This window comes from Serratia sp. CY47444, assembly GCF_052168635.1.
GTDB lineage: Bacteria > Pseudomonadota > Gammaproteobacteria > Enterobacterales > Enterobacteriaceae > Serratia > Serratia bockelmannii.
Genome location: NZ_JBJNMH010000001.1, coordinates 1 through 24,014, shown reverse-complemented (window position 1 = coordinate 24,014; position 24,014 = coordinate 1). Strand labels below are relative to the sequence as shown.

Annotated in this window: 25 protein-coding genes and 1 pseudogene; 13 read left to right on the top strand and 13 right to left on the bottom strand. The window is 58.9% G+C overall.

All coding sequences use genetic code 11. The features are described from left to right. Positions 1-107: 107 nt before the first annotated feature. The 6 genes from ACJ8IL_RS00130 to ACJ8IL_RS00105 all read left to right on the top strand — a co-directional run bounded on the left by ACJ8IL_RS00130 (position 108) and on the right by ACJ8IL_RS00105 (position 6,474). Positions 108-995, top strand: coding sequence for a LysR family transcriptional regulator (locus ACJ8IL_RS00130; protein WP_060433031.1), 888 nt, complete (start codon positions 108-110; stop codon positions 993-995). A 225-nt stretch (positions 996-1,220) separates the two neighbouring features. After that, positions 1,221-2,525, top strand: coding sequence for an MmgE/PrpD family protein (locus ACJ8IL_RS00125; RefSeq protein WP_089180890.1), 1,305 nt, complete (start codon positions 1,221-1,223; stop codon positions 2,523-2,525). Between the two features lie 19 nt (positions 2,526-2,544). Next, positions 2,545-3,882 carry an LLM class flavin-dependent oxidoreductase gene (locus ACJ8IL_RS00120; protein WP_049204006.1) on the top strand — a complete coding sequence of 446 codons (1,338 nt, stop codon included), beginning with the start codon at positions 2,545-2,547 and terminating at the stop codon, positions 3,880-3,882. 17 nt (positions 3,883-3,899) lie between these two features. Next, positions 3,900-4,814, top strand: a complete 915-nt coding sequence (locus ACJ8IL_RS00115) for an ABC transporter substrate-binding protein (protein WP_049204005.1) — start codon at positions 3,900-3,902, stop codon at positions 4,812-4,814. Continuing rightward, complete coding sequence (locus tag ACJ8IL_RS00110; protein WP_025302790.1) at positions 4,811-5,716, top strand: amino acid ABC transporter permease; 906 nt, start codon at positions 4,811-4,813, stop codon at positions 5,714-5,716. The genes ACJ8IL_RS00115 and ACJ8IL_RS00110 overlap by 4 nt, the downstream gene beginning before the upstream one ends. Then, complete coding sequence (locus tag ACJ8IL_RS00105) at positions 5,713-6,474, top strand: amino acid ABC transporter ATP-binding protein (protein WP_025302789.1); 762 nt, start codon at positions 5,713-5,715, stop codon at positions 6,472-6,474. The genes ACJ8IL_RS00110 and ACJ8IL_RS00105 overlap by 4 nt, the downstream gene beginning before the upstream one ends. Positions 6,475-6,513: 39 nt before the next feature. Here ACJ8IL_RS00105 and ACJ8IL_RS00100 read toward each other — a convergent pair whose 3' ends face one another. The 3 genes from ACJ8IL_RS00100 to ACJ8IL_RS00090 form a co-directional block, all read right to left on the bottom strand. Further along, positions 6,514-6,651, bottom strand: a complete 138-nt coding sequence (locus tag ACJ8IL_RS00100; RefSeq protein WP_016927779.1) for an AcrZ family multidrug efflux pump-associated protein — start codon at positions 6,649-6,651, stop codon at positions 6,514-6,516. Positions 6,652-6,844: 193 nt separating this feature from the next. After that, on the bottom strand, positions 6,845-7,315 hold the full coding sequence (locus tag ACJ8IL_RS00095; RefSeq protein WP_025302788.1) for an Rrf2 family transcriptional regulator: 471 nt from the start codon (positions 7,313-7,315) through the stop codon (positions 6,845-6,847). A gap of 130 nt (positions 7,316-7,445) precedes the next feature. After that, positions 7,446-7,841, bottom strand: a complete 396-nt coding sequence (locus tag ACJ8IL_RS00090; RefSeq protein ID WP_025302787.1) for a DUF427 domain-containing protein — start codon at positions 7,839-7,841, stop codon at positions 7,446-7,448. A 231-nt stretch (positions 7,842-8,072) separates the two neighbouring features. On the opposite strand from ACJ8IL_RS00090, the gene osmB reads away from it, so the two are divergent. After that, positions 8,073-8,285, top strand: a complete 213-nt coding sequence (gene osmB / locus ACJ8IL_RS00085; protein ID WP_004940700.1) for an osmotically-inducible lipoprotein OsmB — start codon at positions 8,073-8,075, stop codon at positions 8,283-8,285. 154 nt (positions 8,286-8,439) lie between these two features. Here the strand turns inward: osmB and ACJ8IL_RS00080 are convergent, their stop codons facing one another. Continuing rightward, positions 8,440-9,987: a methyl-accepting chemotaxis protein gene (locus ACJ8IL_RS00080; protein ID WP_442516351.1), complete on the bottom strand. Its 1,548-nt coding sequence runs from the start codon at positions 9,985-9,987 to the stop codon at positions 8,440-8,442. A gap of 414 nt (positions 9,988-10,401) precedes the next feature. Here ACJ8IL_RS00080 and ACJ8IL_RS00075 point away from each other — a divergent pair, with 414 nt between their 5' ends. Both ACJ8IL_RS00075 and ACJ8IL_RS00070 read left to right on the top strand, forming a co-directional pair. Continuing rightward, entirely contained in the window at positions 10,402-11,640 is a 1,239-nt protein-coding gene (locus tag ACJ8IL_RS00075) for a hypothetical protein (protein ID WP_089195870.1), read from the top strand. Between the two features lie 49 nt (positions 11,641-11,689). Next, a complete protein-coding gene (locus ACJ8IL_RS00070; protein WP_442516264.1) occupies positions 11,690-12,085 on the top strand; it encodes an SRPBCC family protein in 396 nt (131 codons plus the stop codon). 6 nt (positions 12,086-12,091) lie between these two features. Here ACJ8IL_RS00070 and ACJ8IL_RS00065 read toward each other — a convergent pair whose 3' ends face one another. Next, positions 12,092-13,810 (bottom strand): penicillin-binding transpeptidase domain-containing protein, encoded by a 1,719-nt coding sequence (locus ACJ8IL_RS00065; RefSeq protein WP_043142739.1) that lies wholly within the window; start codon positions 13,808-13,810, stop codon positions 12,092-12,094. Between the two features lie 107 nt (positions 13,811-13,917). Then, positions 13,918-15,843 (bottom strand): penicillin-binding protein 2, encoded by a 1,926-nt coding sequence (mrdA, locus tag ACJ8IL_RS00060; protein ID WP_197810966.1) that lies wholly within the window; start codon positions 15,841-15,843, stop codon positions 13,918-13,920. A 294-nt stretch (positions 15,844-16,137) separates the two neighbouring features. On the opposite strand from mrdA, the gene ACJ8IL_RS00055 reads away from it, so the two are divergent. Continuing rightward, entirely contained in the window at positions 16,138-16,419 is a 282-nt protein-coding gene (locus tag ACJ8IL_RS00055; protein WP_033634498.1) for a YjcB family protein, read from the top strand. Between the two features lie 36 nt (positions 16,420-16,455). Here ACJ8IL_RS00055 and ACJ8IL_RS00050 read toward each other — a convergent pair whose 3' ends face one another. After that, positions 16,456-16,902 carry a MarR family winged helix-turn-helix transcriptional regulator gene (locus tag ACJ8IL_RS00050; RefSeq protein WP_038629307.1) on the bottom strand — a complete coding sequence of 149 codons (447 nt, stop codon included), beginning with the start codon at positions 16,900-16,902 and terminating at the stop codon, positions 16,456-16,458. 251 nt (positions 16,903-17,153) lie between these two features. Between ACJ8IL_RS00050 and ACJ8IL_RS00045 the strand changes: the two genes are divergently transcribed. Beyond that, the gene (locus ACJ8IL_RS00045) at positions 17,154-18,353 is read left to right on the top strand and encodes a multidrug efflux MFS transporter (protein WP_004940721.1); all 1,200 of its coding nucleotides are present in this window, start codon (positions 17,154-17,156) and stop codon (positions 18,351-18,353) included. Positions 18,354-18,524: 171 nt separating this feature from the next. On the opposite strand, the gene ACJ8IL_RS00040 is transcribed toward ACJ8IL_RS00045, so the two are convergent. The 4 genes from ACJ8IL_RS00040 to ACJ8IL_RS00025 form a co-directional block, all read right to left on the bottom strand. Next, positions 18,525-19,016 (bottom strand): nuclear transport factor 2 family protein, encoded by a 492-nt coding sequence (locus ACJ8IL_RS00040; protein WP_025302780.1) that lies wholly within the window; start codon positions 19,014-19,016, stop codon positions 18,525-18,527. A 9-nt stretch (positions 19,017-19,025) separates the two neighbouring features. Next, positions 19,026-19,478, bottom strand: a complete 453-nt coding sequence (locus ACJ8IL_RS00035) for a MoaF-related domain-containing protein (RefSeq protein ID WP_442516263.1) — start codon at positions 19,476-19,478, stop codon at positions 19,026-19,028. A 310-nt stretch (positions 19,479-19,788) separates the two neighbouring features. Next, on the bottom strand, positions 19,789-20,223 hold the full coding sequence (locus ACJ8IL_RS00030) for a glyoxalase (protein ID WP_261464080.1): 435 nt from the start codon (positions 20,221-20,223) through the stop codon (positions 19,789-19,791). Positions 20,224-20,240: 17 nt separating this feature from the next. Beyond that, positions 20,241-21,110 (bottom strand): helix-turn-helix domain-containing protein, encoded by an 870-nt coding sequence (locus ACJ8IL_RS00025; RefSeq protein ID WP_060433021.1) that lies wholly within the window; start codon positions 21,108-21,110, stop codon positions 20,241-20,243. Between the two features lie 181 nt (positions 21,111-21,291). Between ACJ8IL_RS00025 and ACJ8IL_RS00020 the strand changes: the two genes are divergently transcribed. Both ACJ8IL_RS00020 and ACJ8IL_RS00015 read left to right on the top strand, forming a co-directional pair. Then, positions 21,292-22,209, top strand: coding sequence for a DMT family transporter (locus tag ACJ8IL_RS00020; protein ID WP_442516262.1), 918 nt, complete (start codon positions 21,292-21,294; stop codon positions 22,207-22,209). Between the two features lie 54 nt (positions 22,210-22,263). Further along, positions 22,264-23,160: a PhzF family phenazine biosynthesis protein gene (locus tag ACJ8IL_RS00015; protein WP_442516261.1), complete on the top strand. Its 897-nt coding sequence runs from the start codon at positions 22,264-22,266 to the stop codon at positions 23,158-23,160. A 47-nt stretch (positions 23,161-23,207) separates the two neighbouring features. Here the strand turns inward: ACJ8IL_RS00015 and ACJ8IL_RS00010 are convergent, their stop codons facing one another. Then, the gene (locus ACJ8IL_RS00010; protein ID WP_147823773.1) at positions 23,208-23,738 is read right to left on the bottom strand and encodes a hypothetical protein; all 531 of its coding nucleotides are present in this window, start codon (positions 23,736-23,738) and stop codon (positions 23,208-23,210) included. 11 nt (positions 23,739-23,749) lie between these two features. Then, positions 23,750-24,014, bottom strand: a pseudogene (locus tag ACJ8IL_RS00005) (macro domain-containing protein); the annotation flags it as partial.

Genomic DNA, 24,014 nt, shown 5'->3' with positions numbered 1-24,014 from the left:
GTAGTCAGCCCATGCTGTCGCCACCGAGCATAGGGCGTGGCGATTAACGAAAAAACAGGCTAGATTTCCTTTCATAGCGGACACTCACGTCCGTAATGGGGCAAGCAATGGATAATCTGTCTGGGGTGAGCGTCTTTGTGCAGACCGCGGAGACGCTGAGTTTCGTTGAGGCCGGGCGCGTGCTCGGCATTTCCGCTTCCGCGGTGGGGAAAAGCATCGCCCGCCTGGAAAACCGTCTGGGCACGCGCCTGTTTCACCGCAGCACGCGCAGCATGACCCTGACCGCCGAAGGCCGGCTGTTTCTGCACCGTTGCCAGCGCATTCTGGAGGAATTGGCGGCGGCGGAACGGGAAATCAGCGATACGCACAGCGCGCCGCGCGGCAAGCTGCGTGTCAGTTTGCCGCTGGTGGGCGGCCTGCTGAATCCGGTGCTGGCGGAATTTGTTCGGCGTTACCCGGAGATTGAGCTGGAAACCGATTTTTCCGACCGTCGAGTCGCGGTGATTGAAGAAGGGTTCGATGCGGTGATCCGCGTGGGCGATACCGAGGACTCTCGCTTAATGAGCCGCCAACTGGGCACGTTTCACCTACAGCTGGTGGCGGCGCCGGACTATCTGCGCCGGGCGGGAATACCCCGCCAGCCGGCAGAACTGCGCGATCACGCCTGCCTGTTATACAGATTCCCCACCACCGGCAAAGTCGAGACCTGGCCGGTGGCGGGCGGAGATAAACTGCTCGACGAAGGCCTGGGCAAGCGCACGGTATGCAACACCGTCGATACGCTGATTTACCTGGCGGAACAGGGCCTGGGCATCGCCTGCCTGCCCGATTTCGCGGTGCGGGAGGCGCTGGAGCAGCAGCGGCTCCAACCCGTGCTTGGCGACCAATGCCGACACAGTGGCAGTCTCAAAATCCTCTGGCCTTCAAGCAAACATCTTACACCGCGTCTCAGGGCATTTATCGACATCATGAGCGTTCGCCTTTTCTCGGCCTAAGTCCTCTACCGTGTTAGAACAAATTCAGCTTTGTTTTGCACAAAAATAGCTAAAGCGCAGCCTGCCGCGCCTGCCAGCAGCCCTGACGGCGGCGCAGTGCCGTCGTGATATTCCATTCAGCGATATAGAAGCGCCGTTCGTTCTTTCGGGACAAAGAAAACCGCCACACAATACCTTTTACCCCGCACTCGTGCATAACCATCTATAAATTCAGGTGTTAACGCCTTGTCATTATCGATAACCGCCCAATTCGCTCATCTGATATTGAACAGCCAGCCGGATCAAACCGCCCTGTCAGCCGCTCGCCGCGGCGTGAAAGATTACTTCGCCTGCGCATTGCCGATTGCCCGCGGGGCGTTGAGCGATGCCGGTCTGGCAGCGATCGGCACGACGTTTCCGCCGACCAGCAGTGAGAACCGTGCACTGCGCTATGGCTATGTCAGCCACTCGTTGGACTTCGATGATTACCATCCTGCGCTGCGTGGCCATCCTAGCACCGTAGTGCTCTCCGCCCTGCTGGCGCTGAACGGTGAGAGTGACAATGTCACTGAGCTGTTAACCGCCTATGTCATCGGTGTAGAGGCCGCTGGCCGTCTGGGATTGGCCGCTGGCACGCAACATTACGTGCAGGGTTTTCACAGCACCGCCACCCTGGGCGCGGTCGCCGCCTGCGCCGCCGTGGCGCGTTATCTGCAGCTTGACCAGCGGCAAACGCAGATTGCTCTCGGCCTGGCGGCCACCCAGGCGGCGGGCCTGCGCAGTCAGTTCGGTTCGGCGGCCAAACCGCTGCACGCAGGGCTGGCGGCACGCAACGCGGTCAATGCCGCCCTGCTGGCTCAGGCCGGTTTCATCGGCCAACCGGAGGGCGTGCTGGACAGCCTGCTGACTTCCCACGGCGACGGCCGGCAAAAACCGGAATGCCTGACCGCCGACTGGGGCACGCCCTGGCGCATCCTGCAGCCGGGGCTGGAGTTCAAGCGGTATCCGACCTGCGGTGGCACTCACAGCGCGGCCGAGGCGGCGCTCGCCCTGCGCGCGCGGCTGCTGGAACAAGGCGACGCCCTTGCGGAGATCGCACTGGTTGAGGTCAGTTTTCCGCCCGGCGCAGATACCGCACCCTATATTCGCCAGCCGGCCACCGGTGTGGAAGCGCGCTTTAGCCTCGAATACGTCATAGCCGATGCGCTATACCACGGCGAGGTCCCGCTGACGCATTACGGCGAACAGCCGGTCGATGCGGCTATCGCCGCCCTGGCGGCAAAAGTTGAGCGCCATGTCGATCCCGCAGCCCCGCCGGACGCGCTCGATCCGGAGATGCGCTTCCATCGCCTGACCCTGACGCTGCAGGACGGAAGGCAAATAAGTGACATGGTCACAAGAAAGCAAACCGCCGCCCGGCCGACAGACCTCGACGCCAAGCTGCACGCCATTCTGCAGCTGCTTCCGGGCCTCGAAGGCGAAAGCGTTATCCGCGACTGCGCCCTCATGTCCCCTGGCGCGCTGCCGCGACTGATTGCATTGTTAAATTAATAATAAAACAGGAATAATTATGAGTACTTCACCTTCAACACCATCGCGCCAACTCCGTCTCGGCCTGTTCGTTCAGGCGCTGGGACACCACATCGGAGGATGGCGCGCACAAGGCGCCAGCGGTTCACCGACCGATATCGACTGGTTCACCTGGATCGCAAAAAAAGCCGAAGAAGGCACCTTCGATATGTTCTTCGTCGGCGACGCGTTGGCCACCAGCGTGCACCGCCTGCCCTCGACGATGTCACGCCTGGAGCCGCTGACGCTGCTGGCGGCGCTGGCGGTTAACACCCGCCATATCGGGCTGGCGGCGACCGCCTCCACCACTTTCGATCAACCTTTCCACCTGGCACGCGCCATGGCCTCCATCGACCATATCAGCCACGGCCGCGCCGCCTGGAACGTGGTGACCTCTTTCTCCAGCGATGCGGCGCGCAATTTCAGTCGTGAAGACCTGCCGTCGCACGCCGAACGCTATGAAGTGGCGCGGGAATTCCTCGAGGCCAGCTACAAACTGTGGGACGGCTGGGAAAAAGACGCCATCGTGCGCGATAAGCAAAATGGCGTATACGCTATCGACGAGAAAATCCACGCCGCCAACCATAAGGGCAAGCATTTCTCGGTGCAGGGCCCGCTGAATATTTCCCGCTCGCCGCAGGGGCGGCCAGTGATCATTGAGGCCGGCTCTTCCCCGGCCGGCCAACAGTTGGCGGCGGAAACCGCCGAAGTGGTGTTCACCGCCGCCGCCAGCCTGGAAGAAGGACAAGCTTTCTACCGCAGCCAGAAAAAATACGTGGCCGACGCCGGCCGCAACCCGGACCACCTGCTGATCCTGCCAGGTGTGATGCCGATTGTCGGCCGTACCAAAGAAGAAGCGCAGGAAACCTGGTATCAGCTGAATCAACTGGTGGATATCGATAACGGCATTGAGCAGCTGTCGGCGCGCTTTGGCTTCGATTTGAGCGATTACCCGCTGGACGGCCCGGTGCCGAACGTGGGCGCCACCGAAGGCGGCCAAAGCCGCGTGAAACTGCTGACCGATCTGGCCGCGCGGGAAAACCTGACGCTGCGCGAGCTGGCGGCCGTCGCGGCCGGTTCGCGTGGCCACCGCGTGGTGGTAGGCACCGCCGCAGAGATCGCCGACGACTTCCAGCTGTGGCTGGAACAGCAAGGCGCAGACGGCTTCAACATCATGCCGGCGGTGTTGCCCAACCAACTGGAACTGTTCGTCGAGCTGGTGATCCCGGAGCTGCGCCGCCGTGGCCTGTTCCGTGAAGAGTATCAGCATGCAACCCTGCGTGAAAACCTGGGCCTGCCGGAACCGGCAATCAACTTCGCTAACGTAAAATCGGCTTAATCCGCAGGGAAATCATGATGAAAAACACATTCAAACGCACCGTACTGTCCCTGCTGTTGGCTTCCTCCACGCTGGCGCCGTTGGCCGCCGGTCATGCCGCTGAAGGCGATGTTCCCTTCAAGGCGGCGGTGAAAGCTGCCGCCGATCCGGCGCTGCACGACAGCCTGCCTGACGCTATCAAAAAGGCCGGCTATATCGTTGCCGGCACCAACCCGAACACCCCGCCGACCACCTTTTACCAGGCGGACAACAAAACGCTGGCTGGGCGTGAAATCGACGTGATGAGCGCAATTGCCGATCGCCTGGGCGTGGCGATCCACTGGAAGGACACCGGCGGTTTCGACAACATCATCCCCGGCCTGAAGTCCGGCCGTTATGACGTCGCGCTGGCCAACATTGACGCCAACAAAAAGCGCTTCCAGCAGGTGGACTTCGTCGGCTATTACAACGCTTCCAAACTGGCCTTGATCGCCCGCAAAGACGCTGCGCTTGGCCCTTACACCGAGCTGGCCCAATTGTGCGGCCAGACCGTCGGCGCCGGTGCAGGCACCTCACAGATAACCCGCCTGCAGCAGGCCAGCGATCAATGCGTCGCCGCCGGCAAGCCGGCCATCACCATGCCGATCTTCCCGGATCGCCCGGCCGGGGTGCAGGCGGTGATCAGCGGCCGCGTGCCGATGTTTTTCGGCCCGTATGAAGGGCTGCGCTACCAGGCCACCCACGTCAAACCGCTGACGCTGGCCGGTGATATCAACATCGACGGTACCACGGTGGCCATCGCCCTGCCGAAAGGCTCCGAACTGGTGAAACCGGTGCAGGCGGCACTAAATTCGCTGATCGCCGACGGTAGCTACCAGAAAATCCTCGACGGCTGGGATATCGGTTTTGGTGCCGTGAAAACCGCCGGCATCAATGAAGAGATCGCAAAATGAGTGGGCAATACCCTGTCGACGACGCGGAACTGAGCATCGTTGGCCACCGGCATTACGGGCGCTGGCTCAGCGCCCTGGTTGTACTGCTGATCGTCGGCGTTATCGTCAATTCCATGCTGCACAACCCGCGCTTTGAATGGTCGGTGGTGGCGGAAAATCTTACCGAGGCGTCCATCCTCAACGGCGTGCTCATGACGCTGAAGCTGACGGTAATTTCGGTGGTGTTCGGCTTCGCCGGCGGCGTGCTGCTGGCGCTGATGCGCCTGTCGGCCAATCCGGTATTGGTGGCGGTAAGCTGGTTCTACACCTGGTTCTTCCGTGCAGTGCCGATGCTGGTACAGCTGTTCCTGTGGTACAACATCGCCGCGCTTTATCCCCGCATCAGCTTGTGGATCCCGTTTCTGGGCGAAGTCGCCAGCGCACCGACCAATACCCTTATCAGCACCTTCAGCGCCGCGGTGATTGCGCTGGTGATGCATCAGTCGGCCTATGCGGCGGAGATCGTGCGTGCAGGCATCCAAAGCGTCGGCAGCGGCCAGTTGGAAGCCGCCAAAGCGCTGGGCTACCGTCGTGGGCAAATCCTGTGGCGCGTGGTATTGCCGCAGGCGATGCGCACCATCCTGCCGCCGGCGGGCAATGAGGTGATCGGGCAGTTGAAAACCACCGCGGTGGTGTCGGTGATTGCCCTGCAGGACGTGCTGTATTCGGCGCAGATCATTTACCAACGCACCTACGAGGTCATCCCGCTGCTGCTGGTCGCCACCCTGTGGTATCTGGCCATGACTTCGATTCTGTCGATTGGTCAATACTACGTGGAGCGCTATTTTGGCCGCGGCACGCAGGCAACGCGCAGCGGCCGGTTCTTCCTCAACCGCAAAGCCCCTCAGGGAGGTGAACAATGAGCGCATCTATCCACATCAACCGGGTGCGGAAATCCTTTTCCGGCACCGACGTGTTGAAAAATATCAGCCTGACCATTCCGGCAGGTTCGGTAACGGTGATCCTCGGCCCTTCCGGCTCCGGCAAATCCACCCTGTTGCGCTGCATCAACCACCTGGAAAAGCTGGACGGCGGCACCATTCGTGTTGGCGAACAGCTGATCGGCTATCGCCAAAAAGGCCGGCATCTGTACGAGCTGAAAGAAGCCGAGGTGGCCGAACAGCGTAAAAGCATTGGCATGGTATTTCAGCAGTTCAACTTGTTTGCACACCGCACCGTGTTGCAAAACGTCAGCGACGCGCCGCTGCGGGTGAAAAAGGAAAAAAAAGCCGAGGTGCAGGAACGGGCGAAACAGCTGCTGACCCGCGTCGGGCTGGAACATCGCATCAACGCCTGGCCGCGTGAACTGTCCGGCGGCCAGCAGCAGCGCGTCGCCATCGCCCGCGCGCTGGCAATGAACCCACAGGTGTTGCTGTTTGATGAACCGACCTCCGCCCTCGATCCTGAATTGGTTGGCGAAGTGCTGCAGGTGATGAAAGACTTGGCGCATTCGGGCATGACCATGGTGGTGGTCACGCACGAAATCGGCTTCGCACGCGAAGTGGCCGACCAGATTGTCTTTATGGATCAGGGAAAGGTGGTTGAAACGGGCAGCGTGCAGCAGGTTCTGGATGCGCCGGGACATGAGAGGACGCGCAACTTCCTGGCGACGGTATTGTAACCCTCCGTCAGGGGGCGTTGCGTCCCCTGACGTTCAAATTCAGCCGTTATTTTTTCTGCCGATAGCGGAAAAGACGTTGAACACTTCACCCAGGCCGTAAATCGCGCCGAGCAAGACGGCCACCATTACCGGCACCAGGACCACCACGGTGGCCAAGCTTTCAATCATTTCTAACATCGTTCTCTCCTGGTTTATAAGCACAGCGAACCTACGCCGGAAGAAAAGGTTTCCGGCCAATCGATCGATTATCGTGGGGAGGCAGTCTAAAACGTGAGCTACATCACACTTGATGCGAGCTAATGTAACTTACACAATTACATTAACGCAATGCAAAAAATGCTCTGCGCGTAGCGGGAATTTGCGTGGTTTTTTATTGCGTATCCGCTTGATATTGCGGTGAACAAGGGACAAAAGGATAGCCTGCGCACCGTTCGACCTGCCCGGCCATTTCGGCGATGCTGGTTTGCGCCAGGCTGGCTTCCAGCGCGTGACCGACGCGTGCAAATTCTTGCTCCAGCACCGGGGTAATGGCGTGGCCGATATAGCACGCATCGTTAGGCCGGGTACGGTGCAGCATGAAATACGGTTGATCCTCTACCGCGCGATACACGTCCAGCAGCGAGATCGTTTCCGCCGGCCGCGCCAGCAGCGCCCCACCGCCTTGTCCCATCTGTGAATAGGTCAGCCCGGCCTCTGCCAGCGCGCCGAGGATGCGCCGTACTACCGTCGGATTCGTGTTGACGCTGCGCGCGATGTCTTCGGAACGCACCGTCTGGCCACGACACAGCGTGATATTGGTCAGAATATGGATGGCAACGGCAAATCGCGTAGAGGTAGACACCTTGGCACCTGCTCAGAGTTTCGTTTATGTCGGATTAAAACATAAGGAAAGCGTATCAATTTACGGTAATACACATAATGAGTAGGGATAATGAGAATGTCAACCTGCCCCGCCCGATGGCGGCGGCGGCTCACGCTTCTGTGCGGATCTCCGTCACTTTATCGGGATAAAATGCCAGATGATCCTTGATCGCTACCACGGCGTTGTAGGGCATTTCATAACTCCAGGCCACATTGGCCTCCTGCTCGCCGTTAAGCACAAGGGAGAAATAACTGCAGTCGCCCTTATAAGGGCAGTAGCTGACGTGCTCGTTTTTCTGCAACAGCGCCCGATTCACATCCTCACGCGGAAAGTAAAACACCGGCGGATAGGTGGCTTCCTGCAGGATGAGCACGTTGCGGCTGTCGGCCAGGGTCTGACCGGCTGCACGCACGACAACCCGCGCCGGATGGCGGGTCAAGGTGATTGGGTGGTCCGGGCCGGGGATTTTCACCGGTTTGCCGGATGCGGAAACGAGATCGGACATGGCGGCCTCCAGCGTGTGCGCCCCGCACCCCGCGAGGCGTCTTTCCAGTATAGACCCACGATTTTACCGGCGGCCGCACATTCGGCGAGCAATCGCTTTTCACCGCCGCAAAATTAAGAATTTTTACCTGTTCGATTTTCTTACGGCGGAATACATTCATCCCAACTTCTACCGGCAGGTTAATCGGATTATTTTTAATCCATTAATCAGTCAATTTACCAGGAACTCATTATGAATATTAAACGTGCCGCAGGTGTGTTGGTGGTGGTGATGGCAACGCTTTCCGTTACCGCATGTGGGCATATGTCCAATCGCGATCGCAACACGGCGATCGGCGCGGGCGTCGGTGCAGTCGGCGGTGCGGTGCTGACCGACGGCAGCACGCTGGGTACCCTCGGCGGCGCGGCGCTGGGTGGCATTATCGGCCACCAGACCAGCCGTTAATCATCGCGTTAAAATAATCTCTGCAGGCCGGCACTTTTTTAATCCATAAGCGCCGGTCTGTTTTTTATTTATCGAAATAACGTCCCTCAGCGGTGGAAAATAATAAATAACGTTTAGCGCAGCTTTATTATTCATTAACCTGCGTCAGGGTTATTTATTGCACAGGCAGCCTGAAACGCGCCATCGCTTTTTCCAACCGTTCCGATTCGCCCTGCAGCGACTGAGAAGCGTCGCTCACCGCGTTCACCACGGCGCCGGTTTGTTGCACCACCTGATTCAGCGCCGCAATGCGCGCCGTCACGTCCTGAATGCTCTCCCCCTGATTGAAAGACGCCTGCGAGATTTCCCCCATCAGGGCACTGCATTTGTTCACCAGATCGATAATCTGGCGCAGGTTGCCGGTCAGCAGATCCACCGCCTGCGAACCTTGATCGATTTGCTGCAGTGAACGGTTGATCAACTGCTGAATATCGCGCGTCGAATGGCTGCTCTTTTGCGCCAACAGACCCACCTCTTTGGCTACGATGGCAAAGCCGCGGCCGTGAACGCCGGCATGCGCGGCCTCGATCGCCGCATTCAGCGCCAGAATATGGGTCTGGAACGCCACGCTGTCGATCAGCGCGACGATGCCACGCATCTCGGCCGATTGGTTGACGATCCCTTGGATTGAAACATTGACGGTTGCCATCATCTGCTCACCGGCGCCGGCGTACTGCCGGGCTTGTTCGGTTCGTTGGCTGGCCTGCTGGGCGTATTGGCCGTTTTCTTCCACCCGCGCCGCCAGCTGCTGCACGTGCTCGGTCGCCAACTGCAGTTCGCCGTCCTGCTTCGCCGACTGCGCCGTCAACTGGCGATTGCCGTCCGCCAGCCGCCCAACGCCGCTCAGGATCCCGCTCGCCGCATCGCGCACCTCGCTCACCAGCCGCTGCAGGCCGTTTTGCATATGGCCAATGCTGGTCTGCAGCTGACGCATCTCTCGGTTCAACGCCCGCTCAGGCGGCAGCGGCCGCGAAAGATCGCCGGCGGCCAGCACGTTGAGGTGCGCGATTGCCCGCTGCAACGGTGCGATAACCCAGCGAGAGACGCCGACCCAGACCCCCACGGCAATCAGCACCAGCGCCGCCAGCGCGCCAAACGCAAAGATCTTGGCCTGCTCCAGCACCGCCAATTGCCGCACGTTGACGTCATCGCCACGCCGCTCGTTCAGCGTCTGGTAGGCAAGATACTTCTCGTTGAAATCCGCCTGAAACGCCTGGATCGGCACGGCGAAAAACGCATCGACGCTGGCGCTGCTTTGCAACCCTTGCGCCTGTTCCTTCAGGCCGTCATAGAACAGACGATAGCTGTCTTTCAGGGCGCCCGTCGCTTCGGGCGCAGCCGCGCTCAAGCGCTCGAACCGGGCAAAGGCCTGCTTTGAAGCCGCCAACGCCGCCAACGATTCATCCAGCAGGCTATGCCAACTGCCCTCGGAGCCGGTGGCTTTATCCTGCAGATAATAGATGCCCGCACGGTTCAGGGTATCGCTGGCCGTCAGCAGCGACAGTCTGGCGCGATCCATTGTCGCCTGCTGGCGATGCAGCGCATCACCCGTCACCAGATTAACCTTGGCGTCGCGCAAAATATTGGAAATAAATAGGGTGGAAAACAATTGCAGCAGAGAAAATAGCGCGATAACGCAAATTACCCCGCTTAATAAGCCCATGCTCTTGCCGAAGCCAAACGCACGCGGTAGCGCTGCCGCAGGTTTTACCCTGCGGCCCAGTGTCAGTTTTATGTTCATGATTTTTAGTCAGTCATACCAGGATGCCGCGAGTCTAACGGGCATTGATGACACGACTATTTCAGCCTGCTCTGCGTCGCCCCCGCCGGCCAAGATCCCCCAATAATCGGTATTACCCGTCAACTCTCATTTTTATTTCTTGACTTGTTTAATACCGGATTTATAGTTTTTCCATTAAAAAAGAAACAAAGTTTCATATATTAACCGGCGCGGAATTTAATATATGAAACGCTCAATAAAATCGTCTCAAATATAAAACCGATGAGCGTAAATGCCCTGTTCACAGGTGAAACTCGCTCGCCTTAATAAACAGTCTATTTTCTTCAGGGGCCTGCTATGCGCAAGATCACGCTTTGTTTTTTCCTTGTTTCACCAGTGAGTTATGCAACCGTCGCCGCATTGCCCAACGATGTTGCCACCACCGCGGCGCCGGTAAAAAAAAGCCGCCCGGCATTTCCGCATATTCATTGGCAAAGCGAGGATAATAAAAAGAATATTGATATCGGCGGTGCACTGCGCGCCAATTATCGCTATGAAGACTGGCACAGCAGCAATTATCGGAATCCTCCGCATTTACGCTTTGACGCTTTTCGCATCGATGCCGTCGGCCAGGTAAACGATGCATTTTTCGATGGCGGATTCTGGTTTCAGGATCGGCGCAAATACGCCATCGACCGCGCCTATGTCGGCTATCACCTGTCTGAACGTTCCGCCGTGCAACTGGGCGCGCCGTTCAAACCGTTCGGCCTGATGCCCTACCCGCAGTTCGGCTGGTCGTACGGCATTCCGTTTTACCTCGGCTTTGGCGTCAACACCGGGCTGGGCGCCAAATACCAATATCAGCATGACGATTGGGCCTTCGACGCCGCCTATTACCCGCGCATGATGCCGACCGGCGTGCGTTACGCCCCCGACGTCGCCAGCTACGACGATTTGAAAAACACCAACTATGCGTCACAGCACCTGCAGCGCAACGAAAAACGCGATCAGATAAACCTGCGGCTGACGCGCGCTTTCCACCAGGGCGGCTGGGACAATGAGCTCGGCGGTTCGCTGGCGGCCTCGCGGCTCTACAACCAGGCGACCGGCGATAACGGCAGCTTCTGGGCGGCGGGCCTGCATACGCTGGTGAATAACGATCCCTGGCATCTGTCCGGCCAGGTGATCCGCTACGGTTACGATGCCAAAGGCCCGGCCGGGGCCAACAATTCGGTGATCCTGATGGGCGGCAACGGCCTGACGCCGGCCTATCTGATCCCGTCGCAGGCCACCACCGCCGCCATCAACCTGGCGCGCGACGTCGACGTACCTTGGGGGCCGGTGAAAAAGCTGCGGTTCTACAACGATTACAGCGTGCTCTGGAAGGATAAGCACGGCGGTTCCGACTCCAAAATGAATACGCTGGGGGTGCAGGTGTTCGCCATGCCGGTGATGCTGTGGGTGGACCTGACCTGGGCGCAGAATGCCAACCCGTGGGGCGGCGTGGAAAACGCCACCGGTTGGACCGGCACGCAATCCTCCGGCAGCAATAAATGGTATTTTCGCACTAACGTGAACATCGGTTACTACTTCTGAGCACGGCGAGATCTACACTGAAGTATCACCGCCAACCGGAGAAGCCACGATGCTGAGCGCGCAAACGCTGCATATTGCCATCAACCGCCCCTGTGACGAGGTGTACGCCTTTCTCAGCCAGCCGGAAAATTTCCCCTTGTGGGCCAAAGGGTTGGCCAACAGTTTACGGCAGGAAGATGAAGAATGGGTGGCAGACACCCCACAGGGAAACCTTCGTATTCGCTTCAGCGCGCCGAATGCCTTCGGCGTGCTGGATCATTGGGTGACGCTGCCGAACGGCGGCGTGGTCTACGTGCCGCTGCGCGCGCTCGCCAACCGGCACGGCACCGAGGTGATCGTCACCCTGTTCCGCCAGCCGGACATGGACGACGCGCTGTTCGCCCGCGACGCCGGGCTGGTGAACGCCGATCTGCAGGCGCTAAAGCGCCTGCTGGAATCGCGCTAATCCCCATCAGCTCTTGACCGACGACACCACGTTAAGCGGTTGGGCATCCGGCAGGATATTCATGTGCTCCAGCACCTGGGCCATGATCTTGCCGAACACCGGCCCCGCCACCGAACCGCCGAAGTGCTTGCCGGCTTTCGGGTTGTTGACCATCACCACCAGCGCCACCTGCGGATCGCTGGCCGGCGCCACGCCGGCGGTGTAGTTGATGTAGCCGCCGTCGTATTTGCCGCTGGGGCCCATTTTCTCGGCGGTACCGGTTTTGATCGCCAGCCTATAGCCCGGTACCGCGGCGCTCACCCCGCTGCCGCCAGGCAAGGCGTCGCTCTCCATCATATGCACCACGGACCGTACCGTATCCGCCGGCAGAATACGTTGCCCCATCACCGGCGGCGTCACCTTGGTGATCGACAGCGGCCGATAAATGCCGAAGGAACCGATAGCAGCATATTCGCGTGCCATCTGCAGCGGCGTCACGCGCAGCCCATAGCCGAAGGAGAAGGTAGCGCGTTCGATATCGGCCCAGCGTTCACGGTGCTGCGGCAGATAGCCGCTGCTCTCGTTGCCGATGCCAAGCTCGGTTGGCCGCCCCAGGCCAAAGCTACGGTAGACCGCCGGCAGCACGGTGGCCGGCAGCGCCAGCGCAATGTGCGATACCGCGATGTCGCTCGATTTTTGCAGCACGCCGGTGATGGTCAGTTTCGACCAGTGGCCGACGTCTTTGATCAGGTGACCGTTCACCCGATACGGCGTGGTGTCCAACACGGTATCCGGCCGGATCAGCTTATGTTCCAACCCCACCATCACCACCACCGGTTTCACCGTCGAACCCGGTTCGAAGCTGTCGCTGCTGCACACGTTGCGGATATCTTTCGCCGGCGTGCTGCCATAGTTGTTCGGGTTGAACGACGGATAGCTGGCCATACCGAGGATTTCGCCGGTGTCGATCTTGACCAGTACCGCACAGCCGGAGTCGGCCTGGTTAGCCACCACGCCGTCGCGGATCTGCGCATAGAGCACGTACTGGATAAATTTGTCGATGCTGAGCGTCACGTTCGGCGGTGGCACCGGATCCACGCTTTTGAGCACGCCGATCACCGCGCCGCTGCCATCCTTCTGATAGACCCGCAGGCCGTTTTTTCCCTGCAACAGCGGGTTGAAGCCCAGCTCGATGCCCTCCAGCCCCTGATTGTCCTGGCCGACGATACCGATCAGCCCGGCGGCATCCTGGCCCATCGGATAAAAGCGGCTGAAATCCTGCTCGGCGCTGACGCCGGTCAGGTGCAGTTTGCTGATGTAGGCGGCGTTGTCGTCCTCCACCTTGCGCGCCAGGTAGACAAAACGTTTGTGCGCGTTGCTCTGGATCAGATGCTGGATGTCCGCCAGCGGGATCTTCAGCACGTTGGCCATACTCTGCCAGCGTTCGTTACCGGTATCGGTCTGGGTATCGAGAATATGCTTCGGGTCCAGCACGATGTCTTTGGACGACACGCTGACCGCCAGCGCCTCATCGTTGCGATCGGTGATCATAGCGCGGTTGGTCGGCACCACCTGGGTGCGGATCGAACGCTGGTCGGCCTGATCCGCCAACTGCTGGTGTTCCAGCAGCTGCAGGTAGCCGACCCTGAACGCCAACAGAAAAAAACAGACCAGCATGCCGGCGCAAATCCAGCCGAAACGAACTGTGGAATAGGTTTTACCGCTCTTTTTGGTCGATGGCGCCACTGTTGTGTTAACCCTACGTTTTTATTCGGTTTATGGTGTTATTTCAGTCTACCTTGCCGGAAATGGTCAGGAGATTGCAGTTTGTAAGAAAGTAAAAACAAACCGCATCACCGTTGCACATCTGCACTGTCGTTTAACTGCGGTTTACTTTGCGGCATATCACCGGGCTGTGGCGCGTTGGCCGGGTCAAAAATATGGTCGAGGATCGCGCGTGCGGTCGGCCCCGCCACCACGCCGTCGCCACCGCCGTTTTCCAGGATCAGCGCCATCGCCACCCGGGGGTTTTTGTAAGGCGCGAACAGCGTATAGAAGATGTGATCGCGTAGCCGCACCGGGATCATTTTGGCGTTGTAGGTCTGGTTTTGCTTCAGGCTGAACACCTGCGAGGTGCCGGATTTGGCGGCGATCTGGTACGGCGCGGTATGGAACAGCTTGTAACCGGTGCCGTTCGGCAAGTTGGCCATGCCGTACATGCCGTTGCGCACGATGCCCCAGTAAGGCGAGTGGGGATCACCGATCTGCGCCGCTTGCGCCGGCGGCTGGTAGCGCGTCACCCGGTTGCCCTGTTGCAGCGAATACAGCAGGTGCGGCGTTTTCACCTGGCCGTTGTTGATCAGCGTGGTCAGCGCTTTTACCATCTGGATTGGCGTCGCCACCCAATACCCCTGGCCGATGCCCACCGAAACCGTATCCCCCTGATACCAGCCTTTTTTGTGCACCTTCAGCTTCCAGTCGCGGCTCGGCAGCACGCCGCGGTACTCTTCGTTCAGATCGATGCCGGTGGACTGGCCGTAGCCGAACTGGCTCAGCCAGTGGTGAATACGATCGATGCCCATCTCATATGCCACCTGATAAAAGAAGGTGTCGGCGGACTCCTCGATCGCTTTGGTGACGTTGAGCATGCCGTGGCCGGTTTTCAGCCAGTCGCGGTAGCGGCGCTCAGTGCCGGGCAGCGTCCAGGTCGGCGCGCCGAAAAAGGTGGTGCTGGGCGTGATCACCCCGGCGAACAGCGCCGAAACGGCCATGTAGGGCTTCACCGTCGACGCTGGCGGGTACAGCCCCTGGGTGACGCGGTTGATCAGCGGCAGATCCGGGTTGGTCAGCAGCGCCTTATAGGCCTGATAGCCGATGCCTTTGACGAAAGGATTGGGATCGTAACTGGGGCTGGAGACCATCGCCAGAATGCCGCCGTCGCGCGGATCTTCCACCACCACCGCGGCGCGTTGCCCCTTCAGCACCGATTCAATGTACTGCTGCAGCGGCAGATCCAGCGTCAGGTAGATGTTTTTGCCGGCCTTCGGCGGCTGCTCCTTCAGCAGGCGGATCACGCGCCCATGGTTATCCACCTCCACCTCCTGATAGCCGGTGGTGCCGTGCAGCTCGGACTCGTAATAGGCTTCGATGCCCTGTTTGCCGATGTTGCGGTCGGCGGCGTAGTTTTCGCTCAGGCCGGCCTTGTCCAGGCGCTTGAGATCGCTGTCGTTGATCTTCGACACATAGCCCAGAACGTGCGCCAGCTGAGCGCCGTAAGGATATTCACGCTGTTGATAGGTATCGATTGTTACCCCGTCGAAACGGTATTGATTGACGGCAAAACGCGCCACCTCGGTGTCACTCAGCCCGGTTTTTAGCGTCACCGGCTTGTAACGGCTGTTGTGGTGCATGTCATCGCGAAACGCGCTGATGTCCTCCGGCGTCAGGTCGACGATCGGCGTCAGCGCCTGCAGCAGCGCCGCCATGTCGGTGATTTTGCTGGGCGTGATCTCGATACGATACAGTGTCACGTTTCGCACCAGCGGAGTGCCGTTACGATCAAAGATCAGCCCGCGGCTGGGAGCTAGCGGCAGCATCTTGATGTCGTTCTGGTTGGAGCGCGTCTGGTAAAAGCCGTGCTGGCGGATTTGCAGCCGGTAGAGGTTGACGATCAATACGCCGAAGCACACCACTACCAGCGCCAGCGCCACGCCTGCCCGGCGGATAAACAGTCTTTCTTCCGCAGAGTGGTCGCGAATTGTTTCTTTTAACAGGGCCATGCAGTGCCGGTACCTTTTGCGTCACATTTCCCCGCAAAATCAGGGGGCTGAAAAGCCGGCAAGCATAGCGTTATCGGGCGCGACGCCCCATGAAAAGGTTGCTAATGAAATGGCATAACTGTTTCAGCATATTGGAATGTTACCGGCGGCGATTTTTTCACCGCGATCCCCATTGAGCCCCCGTTCGCCCCAATGCTACAATGTGATCTTAATCACACTATTACCGATATTCCCCCGCATTTCCCTGTCGGCGCCCTGCCGGATGCGGCTTTTTGTTACATAGGATCGAGTTCGATGAGTACCATTGCCACCGGTTTAGTCATGATGCGCTGGGAGTTGCTGAGCGCCGTGATGATGTTCTTCGCCAGCCAGTTAAACGTCGTTTGCCGTAAAACCAGCCGCAACGGCATGGCGTTCATGTTCAGCAGCCTGGGCCTGTTTACCGCCTGCTGGTTCGTGATGGGCCTGATGGGCATCCACCTTACCCTGGAAGCCTTCACCCAGTTCTGGTCATCGGCCTGGGATCGCTACGTGGACGTGGTCAGCACCATGCCGGTCGATTGGCCGATGCCGTAACCTCGCTGCACGGGCGGCGCACCGGCCGCCCAGCGATTATTCCTCGTCCGTTGGCGCCGCCGCCAGCCGCGCCATCAACGCCCCCGCCTCAACCAACAGCGCCTGTTCTTGCTCCGTTAAACAACTTTCCATCGCCGCCAGCAGCCACGCCTCGCGTCGGCTGCGGCTTTGCTGCAGCAGGCCTAGCCCGGCGGGCGTCAGGCGTACCCGCACCCGGCGTTTATCTTCGGCATCCGGCGTGCGCACCAGCAGCCCGTCGGCCTCCAGCTCACGCAACGCGGCCGCCAGATTAGAGGAACGCATGCGCTCCGATTCCGCCAGCAGCGACGGCGTCGCCTCGCCGCCGTGGCGATCGATAGCCCCCAACAGCATCAGCTGGGCCCAGGATTTTTCGTCGCTACGCGACTCGCGCCGCAAACGGCGCACCAGCGACATTAACTGCGTGCGCAGCAGCGTCACGTCTTCAGGGTGATCTTTTTTCATTGGCATCAATCTAGCGTTCAGTTTATCCCTGCTTTCACACCGCCGGATCGCGCAGTGCCCTGCCTGGCTACCGCGCCGCTCTGGCTTAACCTAGTTACCTATGATAATATAGCTATTAATATATAGCAAAAAAGACACTGCATCGGCAGGGTTACGTTTGCTCACGCATTTGCCCCTCGCCGATTAATTTGCAGTGTTATTATTATTTTGCTTAATAAATCCCTCCTTATTCAACGTGGTACGGTAAGCCGATGGAAGCGTGGAAAGTCAATCTGATCTCGGTCTGGCTCGGGTGTTTCTTCACCGGGCTGGCGATGAGCCAAATCCTCCCTTTTCTGCCGCTGTACGTCGAACAGCTCGGCGTCAGCGATCACCAATCCCTCAGCCTGTGGTCCGGGCTGGTGTTCAGCGGCACCTTTTTGGTCTCGGCGGTGGTCTCGCCGCTGTGGGGCAGCCTGGCCGACCGCAAAGGCCGCAAGCTGATGCTGCTGCGCGCCTCGCTGGGCATGGCGATCGTCATCGCGCTGCAGGGGCTGGCCACTAACGTGTGGCAGCTGTTCGCGCTGCGCGCCCTGATGGGGCTGACGTCCGGCTATATTCCCAACGCCATGGCGCTGGTCGCCTCGCAGGCGCCGCGTGATAAAAGCGGCTGGGCGCTGGGCACGCTCTCTACCGGGCAGATCTCCGGCGTGATCGCCGGGCCGCTGTTGGGCGGGCTGATGGCCGACCATCTGGGGCTGCGGGTGGTATTTTTCGTCACCGCCGGGCTGATGTTCGTCAGCTTCCTGGTGACGCTGTTCCTGATTAAAGAGCGGCGCATCACGGTGAAAAAAGCGGATCAGCTGAGCGGCAAGGCGGTATTCCGTTCGCTGCCCTATCCGACGCTGATCGTCACCCTGTTCGTTTGTACCCTGATGATCCAGCTGGCTAACTCGTCCATCAGCCCGATCCTGACGCTGTTCATTCGCGAGCTATCGGGCGACGTCAGCAATATCGCCTTTGTCAGCGGCATGATCGCCGCCGTGCCCGGCATTGCGGCGCTGATCTCGGCGCCGCGCCTCGGGCGGCTCGGCGATCGCATCGGCACCGCGCGCATCCTGATCGCCGCGCTGCTGTTCACCACCGGCCTGTTCGCCGTGATGGCCTGGGTCAATACGCCGCTGCAGCTGGGCATTCTGCGCTTCCTGCTGGGTTTTGCCGACGGCGCGCTGATGCCGGCGGTGCAGGCGCTGCTGCTGAAGTATTCCTCCGATCAGGTGACCGGGCGCATCTTCGGCTATAACCAATCCTTTATGTACCTGGGCAATGTGGTTGGCCCACTGCTGGGATCGGGCATTTCGGCGATGATGGGGTTCCGTTGGGTGTTCGCCGTCACGGCAGTCTTGGTGCTTTGCAATGCGCTGCAGCTGCGTCATCAGTTCAAAAAAGTGGAAAATCAACGTGCGGGATAACGGGGAATGTGGGGAAACGCCTCAAGCAGTGGCGGGACAATGACGCCCATCAACCGTACCACCACTGCCAAAGGCGGCCGTAGCCTACTCGACGCGGCGGTCATTTAATATTTATGTAAGTAAATAAAGTGTTGCAGGCGCGTAGAGGGCCGCCGCAGCGGCCCTTGTGGCTCAGAACATGGTATTGTCGTTAGCCGATTTTTCCGGCACATCCTGATTGACGTCCCAATGCTCGGTGATTTTCCCCTGATCGTTCACCCGATAAATATCCACGCTGGCGGTGCCGCGATCCTGCGGGTTATTTTGGTATTTGACGTGAACGTAGACCAGATCGCCGTTGACCGCGCTGCGGTATATTTTGGCGCTGTATTGCGGATTGTCTTTGAAGGTCTGGCTGAAGAAATCGAGGAACGGCTTGATGCCGTCGCCGACGAACGGGTTATGCTGCTTGTAGTTTTCCACAATCAGCCTCTGCGCCACGCCGATGTCGTGGCGGTTGAAGAAGCCCGCGTACAGATCTTCCACCACCTTCAGCTTTTGCTGGGCATGATGATAGCCGCCCTTGCCGGCCGACTTTTGCGACGCCGCCTGATCCGTTGACAACGCCGGGTAACTCGCCAGCAAGCCGCCGACGATCGCACAGGCGATCAATGCCTTTTTCATAACTGCTCCTTAGTTTCCTGAGTGACCTACGATTTTCAGCTGCCCTTTCAGATGGGTGAAGCTGCCGTCCTTGGCGGCGATGTTGGTGTACACCTCGCCGCGCTCAAAGTCCTCGATATGCGTCACGTTGTCGCCGGACTGCGGTTCGTGCCAATAAACCATGTAAACCTTCGGCCGAATCTCCACTGCGGTGTACTGCACCGTATCGGTGATGCCCTGCGACGCCTCGCCGATACCGGTGAAGGTCATGGTCTTGTCATCGGTAAAATCCAGCTTGAAGGCGAAATCGCCGAAGGTCACCTGCACCACTTTAGCGACCGCAATAAACTGCCCGTGTTTTTCCGTCATCGTCGCCGCCTTACTGTTTGTCAGGGAGGGTTGCGCCGCCATAGCGGCAGGCAATGCCAGGGGGAAAGTCAGGGCTATCGCCAGCGCGATGCCCGTTCGTTTCACTGTTTTCATCGTTCCTTCTCCTTTCCGTGGTTGAAAACGAGAATCATTATTATTTCTTAAGCATTGATGGAAATATAAGAATAATCTCTATTCCCATCAGGCACCTGGCGACAAAAAAAGACGAGGGAAAATCGCCGTAAAATGGCATGGCAATAGCGCGTTCTGGCCCTTGGTTTTTACGCAATGAACGGGATTACTGCTTTCAGGGAAGGAAACAACTCGGGGATTCGATAGGTCTATAGCGCAGATCGCTTTAAGCTAATGCGTATTTGTTCTTAGGCCGCCCGCCGCTGCGAAACGGCGGCGAACAGCACGGCGTTTAACGCAACCAGGGCGTGTAGGTGACGCCAACCAGCAGTCCTTCCGGGCTGAGCAACCGAGTAACGCTTTGCCCCCACGGCTCTTCGCGGTTGGCGACCAACAGCCGATAACCGCGATCGACCAGCCTCTGGGTGGCTACCGCCATGTCGGCTACGTCAAACTCGATCCACGCCTGCGGCACCGCGAGATCCGCCGGCCAGCAATCGTCGCCAAAGCAGGACTGCGCCGCTTGCGCCAGCGGCCACAGGGCAAAATGCTTAACCCCGTCCAGCGCGCCTTGCTCCGACAGCAGATAGGTTTCGTTGCCCAGCATCGGCTTGAGCGGCAGCCCCAGCGCCTCGACATAAAACGCCTTGCTCTCGTCGCTCTCACGCGTGATGGGCCCGAATCCGGCGACAAACAACACGCCCAGCCCGGCAAATTGTTGATCCATGCTGCACTCCCTTTCGGTTAGCGCCCCTGCCGCACCTGCAGCGGAGCAAATCCATAGGCCGCCTTGAAGCGGTTGCTGAAATGGCTGGCGGAACTGAAGCCGCACGCCAGCGCGATCTCGGTGATCGGCTGTTGGCTATGCCGCAACAGCTGTTCCGCCCGCTGCAGCCGGGCGCGCATCACGAACTGGTGCGGCGCCAGGCCGGTGGCGTGCTTGAACATGCGGGCGAAATGGTATTCGCTCAACCCGGCCTGCGCCGCCAGATCCGCCAACAGCAAAGGCCGATCGAGGTGGTTTTCGATATATTCCCGCACCCGCCGGGCTACCGCAGGCGCCAGGCCGCCGCGCACCGGCGGCAGCTTCCACTGCAGCTGGCTGTAACGCTGGATCAGGTGTGACATCAGCAGGTTCGACGCGCTGCTGAGCGCCAGCAGATTGGCGCTGTCTTGCCAATCGCAGTTGAGCAAAAACTGGCGGTACAGCAGCGTGATCTGCGGATCTTCGCCGAAGCTGCGCGGCTCCACGTTGATCGCCGCCGGGCTGCGATCCCAGGTTTGCTCCGCCAGCTGCCGCAGATGCCCATCGGTGCAATACAGGTGCACGAACGACAGATCGCTGCGCACATCCCAGGTGGAGGCGTATTGGCGCGGCATGATGCAGAACCGATCCGGCCCGCCGCCGTTGCGCCAGCCGCCCGGCACCTGCTGGTAGCACTCATAGCCGTCGGCGACGTACAGGCTCAGGGTATGGTGGTCGGCGCTTTCCTGCGTGACGCGATCGTTGCAGTTGGACCAGGCCGCCAGCTCCACGCCGGTGCCCAGCAGCACGCTGCCGTGCAGCCGCGCCTTGTGCTCACGCAGTGTTTCAAACGCCTGATAGTTGGACATCGCCGGCCCCGTTGTTCGACATGCCGACAGTGTAAAGAGTGACGCCGCGGCATGCCAGCCGCCGCGGCGCGCTTTTGGCAAAAAAAGCGCAAGAATATGCAACTGGGCGCAAAGCGCTGCAAGCGCCGCCGCGCGCCAAAGCGGATACTGCGCCATCGGTTTTTTCGGAGTAACAAATAGAATGAATGCGCTGTTGTACCTCGCCGTGGTGCTGATTTGGGGCACCACCTGGATTGCGATCACCCTGCAACAGGAAGGCCCGGTGGCCATTCCCGTCTCAATCGCTTACCGCTTCGCCATTGCCGCCGCGGTGATGTTCGCCGTGCTGTTGTTAACGCGCCGCCTGCGCCGTCTCGCCCCGCGCGATCATCTGTTCTGCGTGCTGCAGGGCTGCTGCGTGTTCGGCTTCAACTTCTTCTGCTTTTACCACGCGGCGGCTTACATCAGCAGCGGGCTGGAATCGGTGATCTTCTCGATGGCGGTGCTGTTCAACGCCCTCAACAGCCTGCTGTTCTTCCGCCAGCGCCCCAGCCCCAACCTGCTGCCGGCGGCGCTGCTGGGGTTGACCGGCATCGTGGCGCTGTTCTGGCAAGATCTGGCCGCCACCCGCATGGCGCCGGAGCTGCTTAAAGGCATCGGCCTGAGCGCGCTCGGCACCTACGGCTTCTCGCTGGGCAATATGATCAGCGCGCGCCATCAGCGCCGCGGGCTGGATATCTTTTCCACTAACACCTACGCCATGACCTACGGCGCGATGCTGATGGCGCTGATCGCCCTGGCACAGGGCGCGTCGTTCCAGATGGAATACAGCAGCCGCTATATCGGCTCCCTGCTGTACCTGGCGATCTTCGGATCGGTGATCGCCTTCGCCGCCTACTTCAGCCTGCTCGGCCGCATCGGCGCCGGCGCGGCGGCCTACAGCACCCTGCTGTTCCCGCTGGTGGCACTGACCATCTCAACGATCTACGAAGGCTATCAGTGGCACTTCAACGCCGTGCTGGGCCTGTGCCTGATCCTGCTGGGCAACCTGGTGATGTTCGCCAAGCCGGGGCTGAAGTGGCGACGGGCAGATATCTCAAAACAAAACTCAACCCTTTGAAGCCATTGGCGAATATCGTTATCATCAGGTTTTGTTGATAACGGATGATGGCCAATGCTCAGAAGTGATGATGTGGCACCCCGCGCCTACAAACAGGTGGACGTTTTCACCGCCACGCCGCTGCTCGGCAATCCTGTGGCGGTGGTGCTGGAAGCCGAAGGGCTGAACGACGCGCAGATGCTGGCATTGGCCCGTTGGACCAACCTTTCGGAAACCACCTTCGTGCTTAAACCGACGCACCCGGCGGCGGATTATAAGATGCGCATCTTCACTACCGAAAAGGAGCTGCCCTTCGCCGGCCACCCGACGCTGGGCACCGCACACGCCCTGCTGGAAGCCGGATTGGCGCCTAAACGCCCCGGAACGGTGATGCAGGAATGCGGCGTCGGCCTGGTGGCGGTCAATATCCTGCCGGACGGCACATTGGCGTTCGCCGCGCCCGAAGTTGAGTTCCGCCCAATGGCGGCCGAGGAAACCGAACGGTTGACGGCCGCTTTACGGCCTGCAGTGATTGCAGCAGGCACCCCGCCGGTGATTGCCGAGATGGGCATTCGCTGGCTGATGGTGCGCCTGCCGGACGCGCAGTCTTGCCTGGCGGTAACGCCGGATCAGGCCACGATTAAACAGCTGCAAACCGCGTGTGATGTGGATGGCGTGGTGATCTATGGCGCCTGCTCCGCAACCGAACCGGCCGATTACGAAATGCGCGCGTTTATGGTGGAATGCGGTGTTTTGATTGAAGATCCGGTGACCGGCAGCGCCAACGCCTGCCTGGCGCGCTTGCTGCAAACCAGCCGCTTCCCCGACGGCGGCCAGACCGCACAGGGCTACCAGGTGCGCCAGGGCACCCAACTGAATCGAGATGGCCGCGTGAACGTGCGCTTTATTGACGGCGAACCCTGGATCGGCGGGCACTGCCGCACCCTGATTGATGGCACATTGGGTATTTAGTTTGGGGGAGGAATAAGAGGATGGTGAGCATCTTTTGGGAACGTCAATTAGCAACTCTCAAAGTCTATGTTTAGCTGTTCTTCATTACATAGGTCAACAAACTGCTGAGAGACAATTATCCTTTCACAATAGATGCTATCCCTAGCAATAAAGAACTCCCTGTCACACTTGTAAGCAGGCACATCAATGAGCTTGCTTCCATCCCCAAGCTCTCTGAACGTCGAGGCTTCCTCATCAATAATTGAAAAATAATTATTCACTTTACACAGAAGCATCGTTTCAGTTACGTTTTCTACCGCACATTCATAGAATAACATTTCAGACGAAACCTTGCGTTCAAATACAGCCTTAGCTTTTTTTGAAAAAATTGGAATTCCGAGACTGGCAGGAAAATAGTCATGCAAATTAAAAATGTCGCTACTCAAAGCGCTTGGCACTTTCCCTTTTGGCAGTGAGTAGGATAGGAACTTACCATCACCTTCATTCCAAATAAAAAAGCTGGACAATCTTGATTTCGGATCGGGAAAACAAATCAAGTTATCGCCAAATGTAAAGCTACTGAAAGTATAGAAGTTCATGTCACTCTCACTCAACCTAATTTAACGATGTTGCATTTTATTCTCTTTCTTGCCAAGCACTCTTTAATTAGAGAAAAAATAGCATCCCAATCACCACCTCCCAATCCTGCACCAATCATAGGAAATTGTATACTAAGCCTTTCTTTTAATGCATAATCAGAAACCAGACTCAGGCATTCTTTCAGTGCTTCATATGAAACATACTGAGCATTATCATCTTTACTTTTCTTTAGTCCATCCTGAGCCAACATATTTGCAACATATATCCGCTCGTTT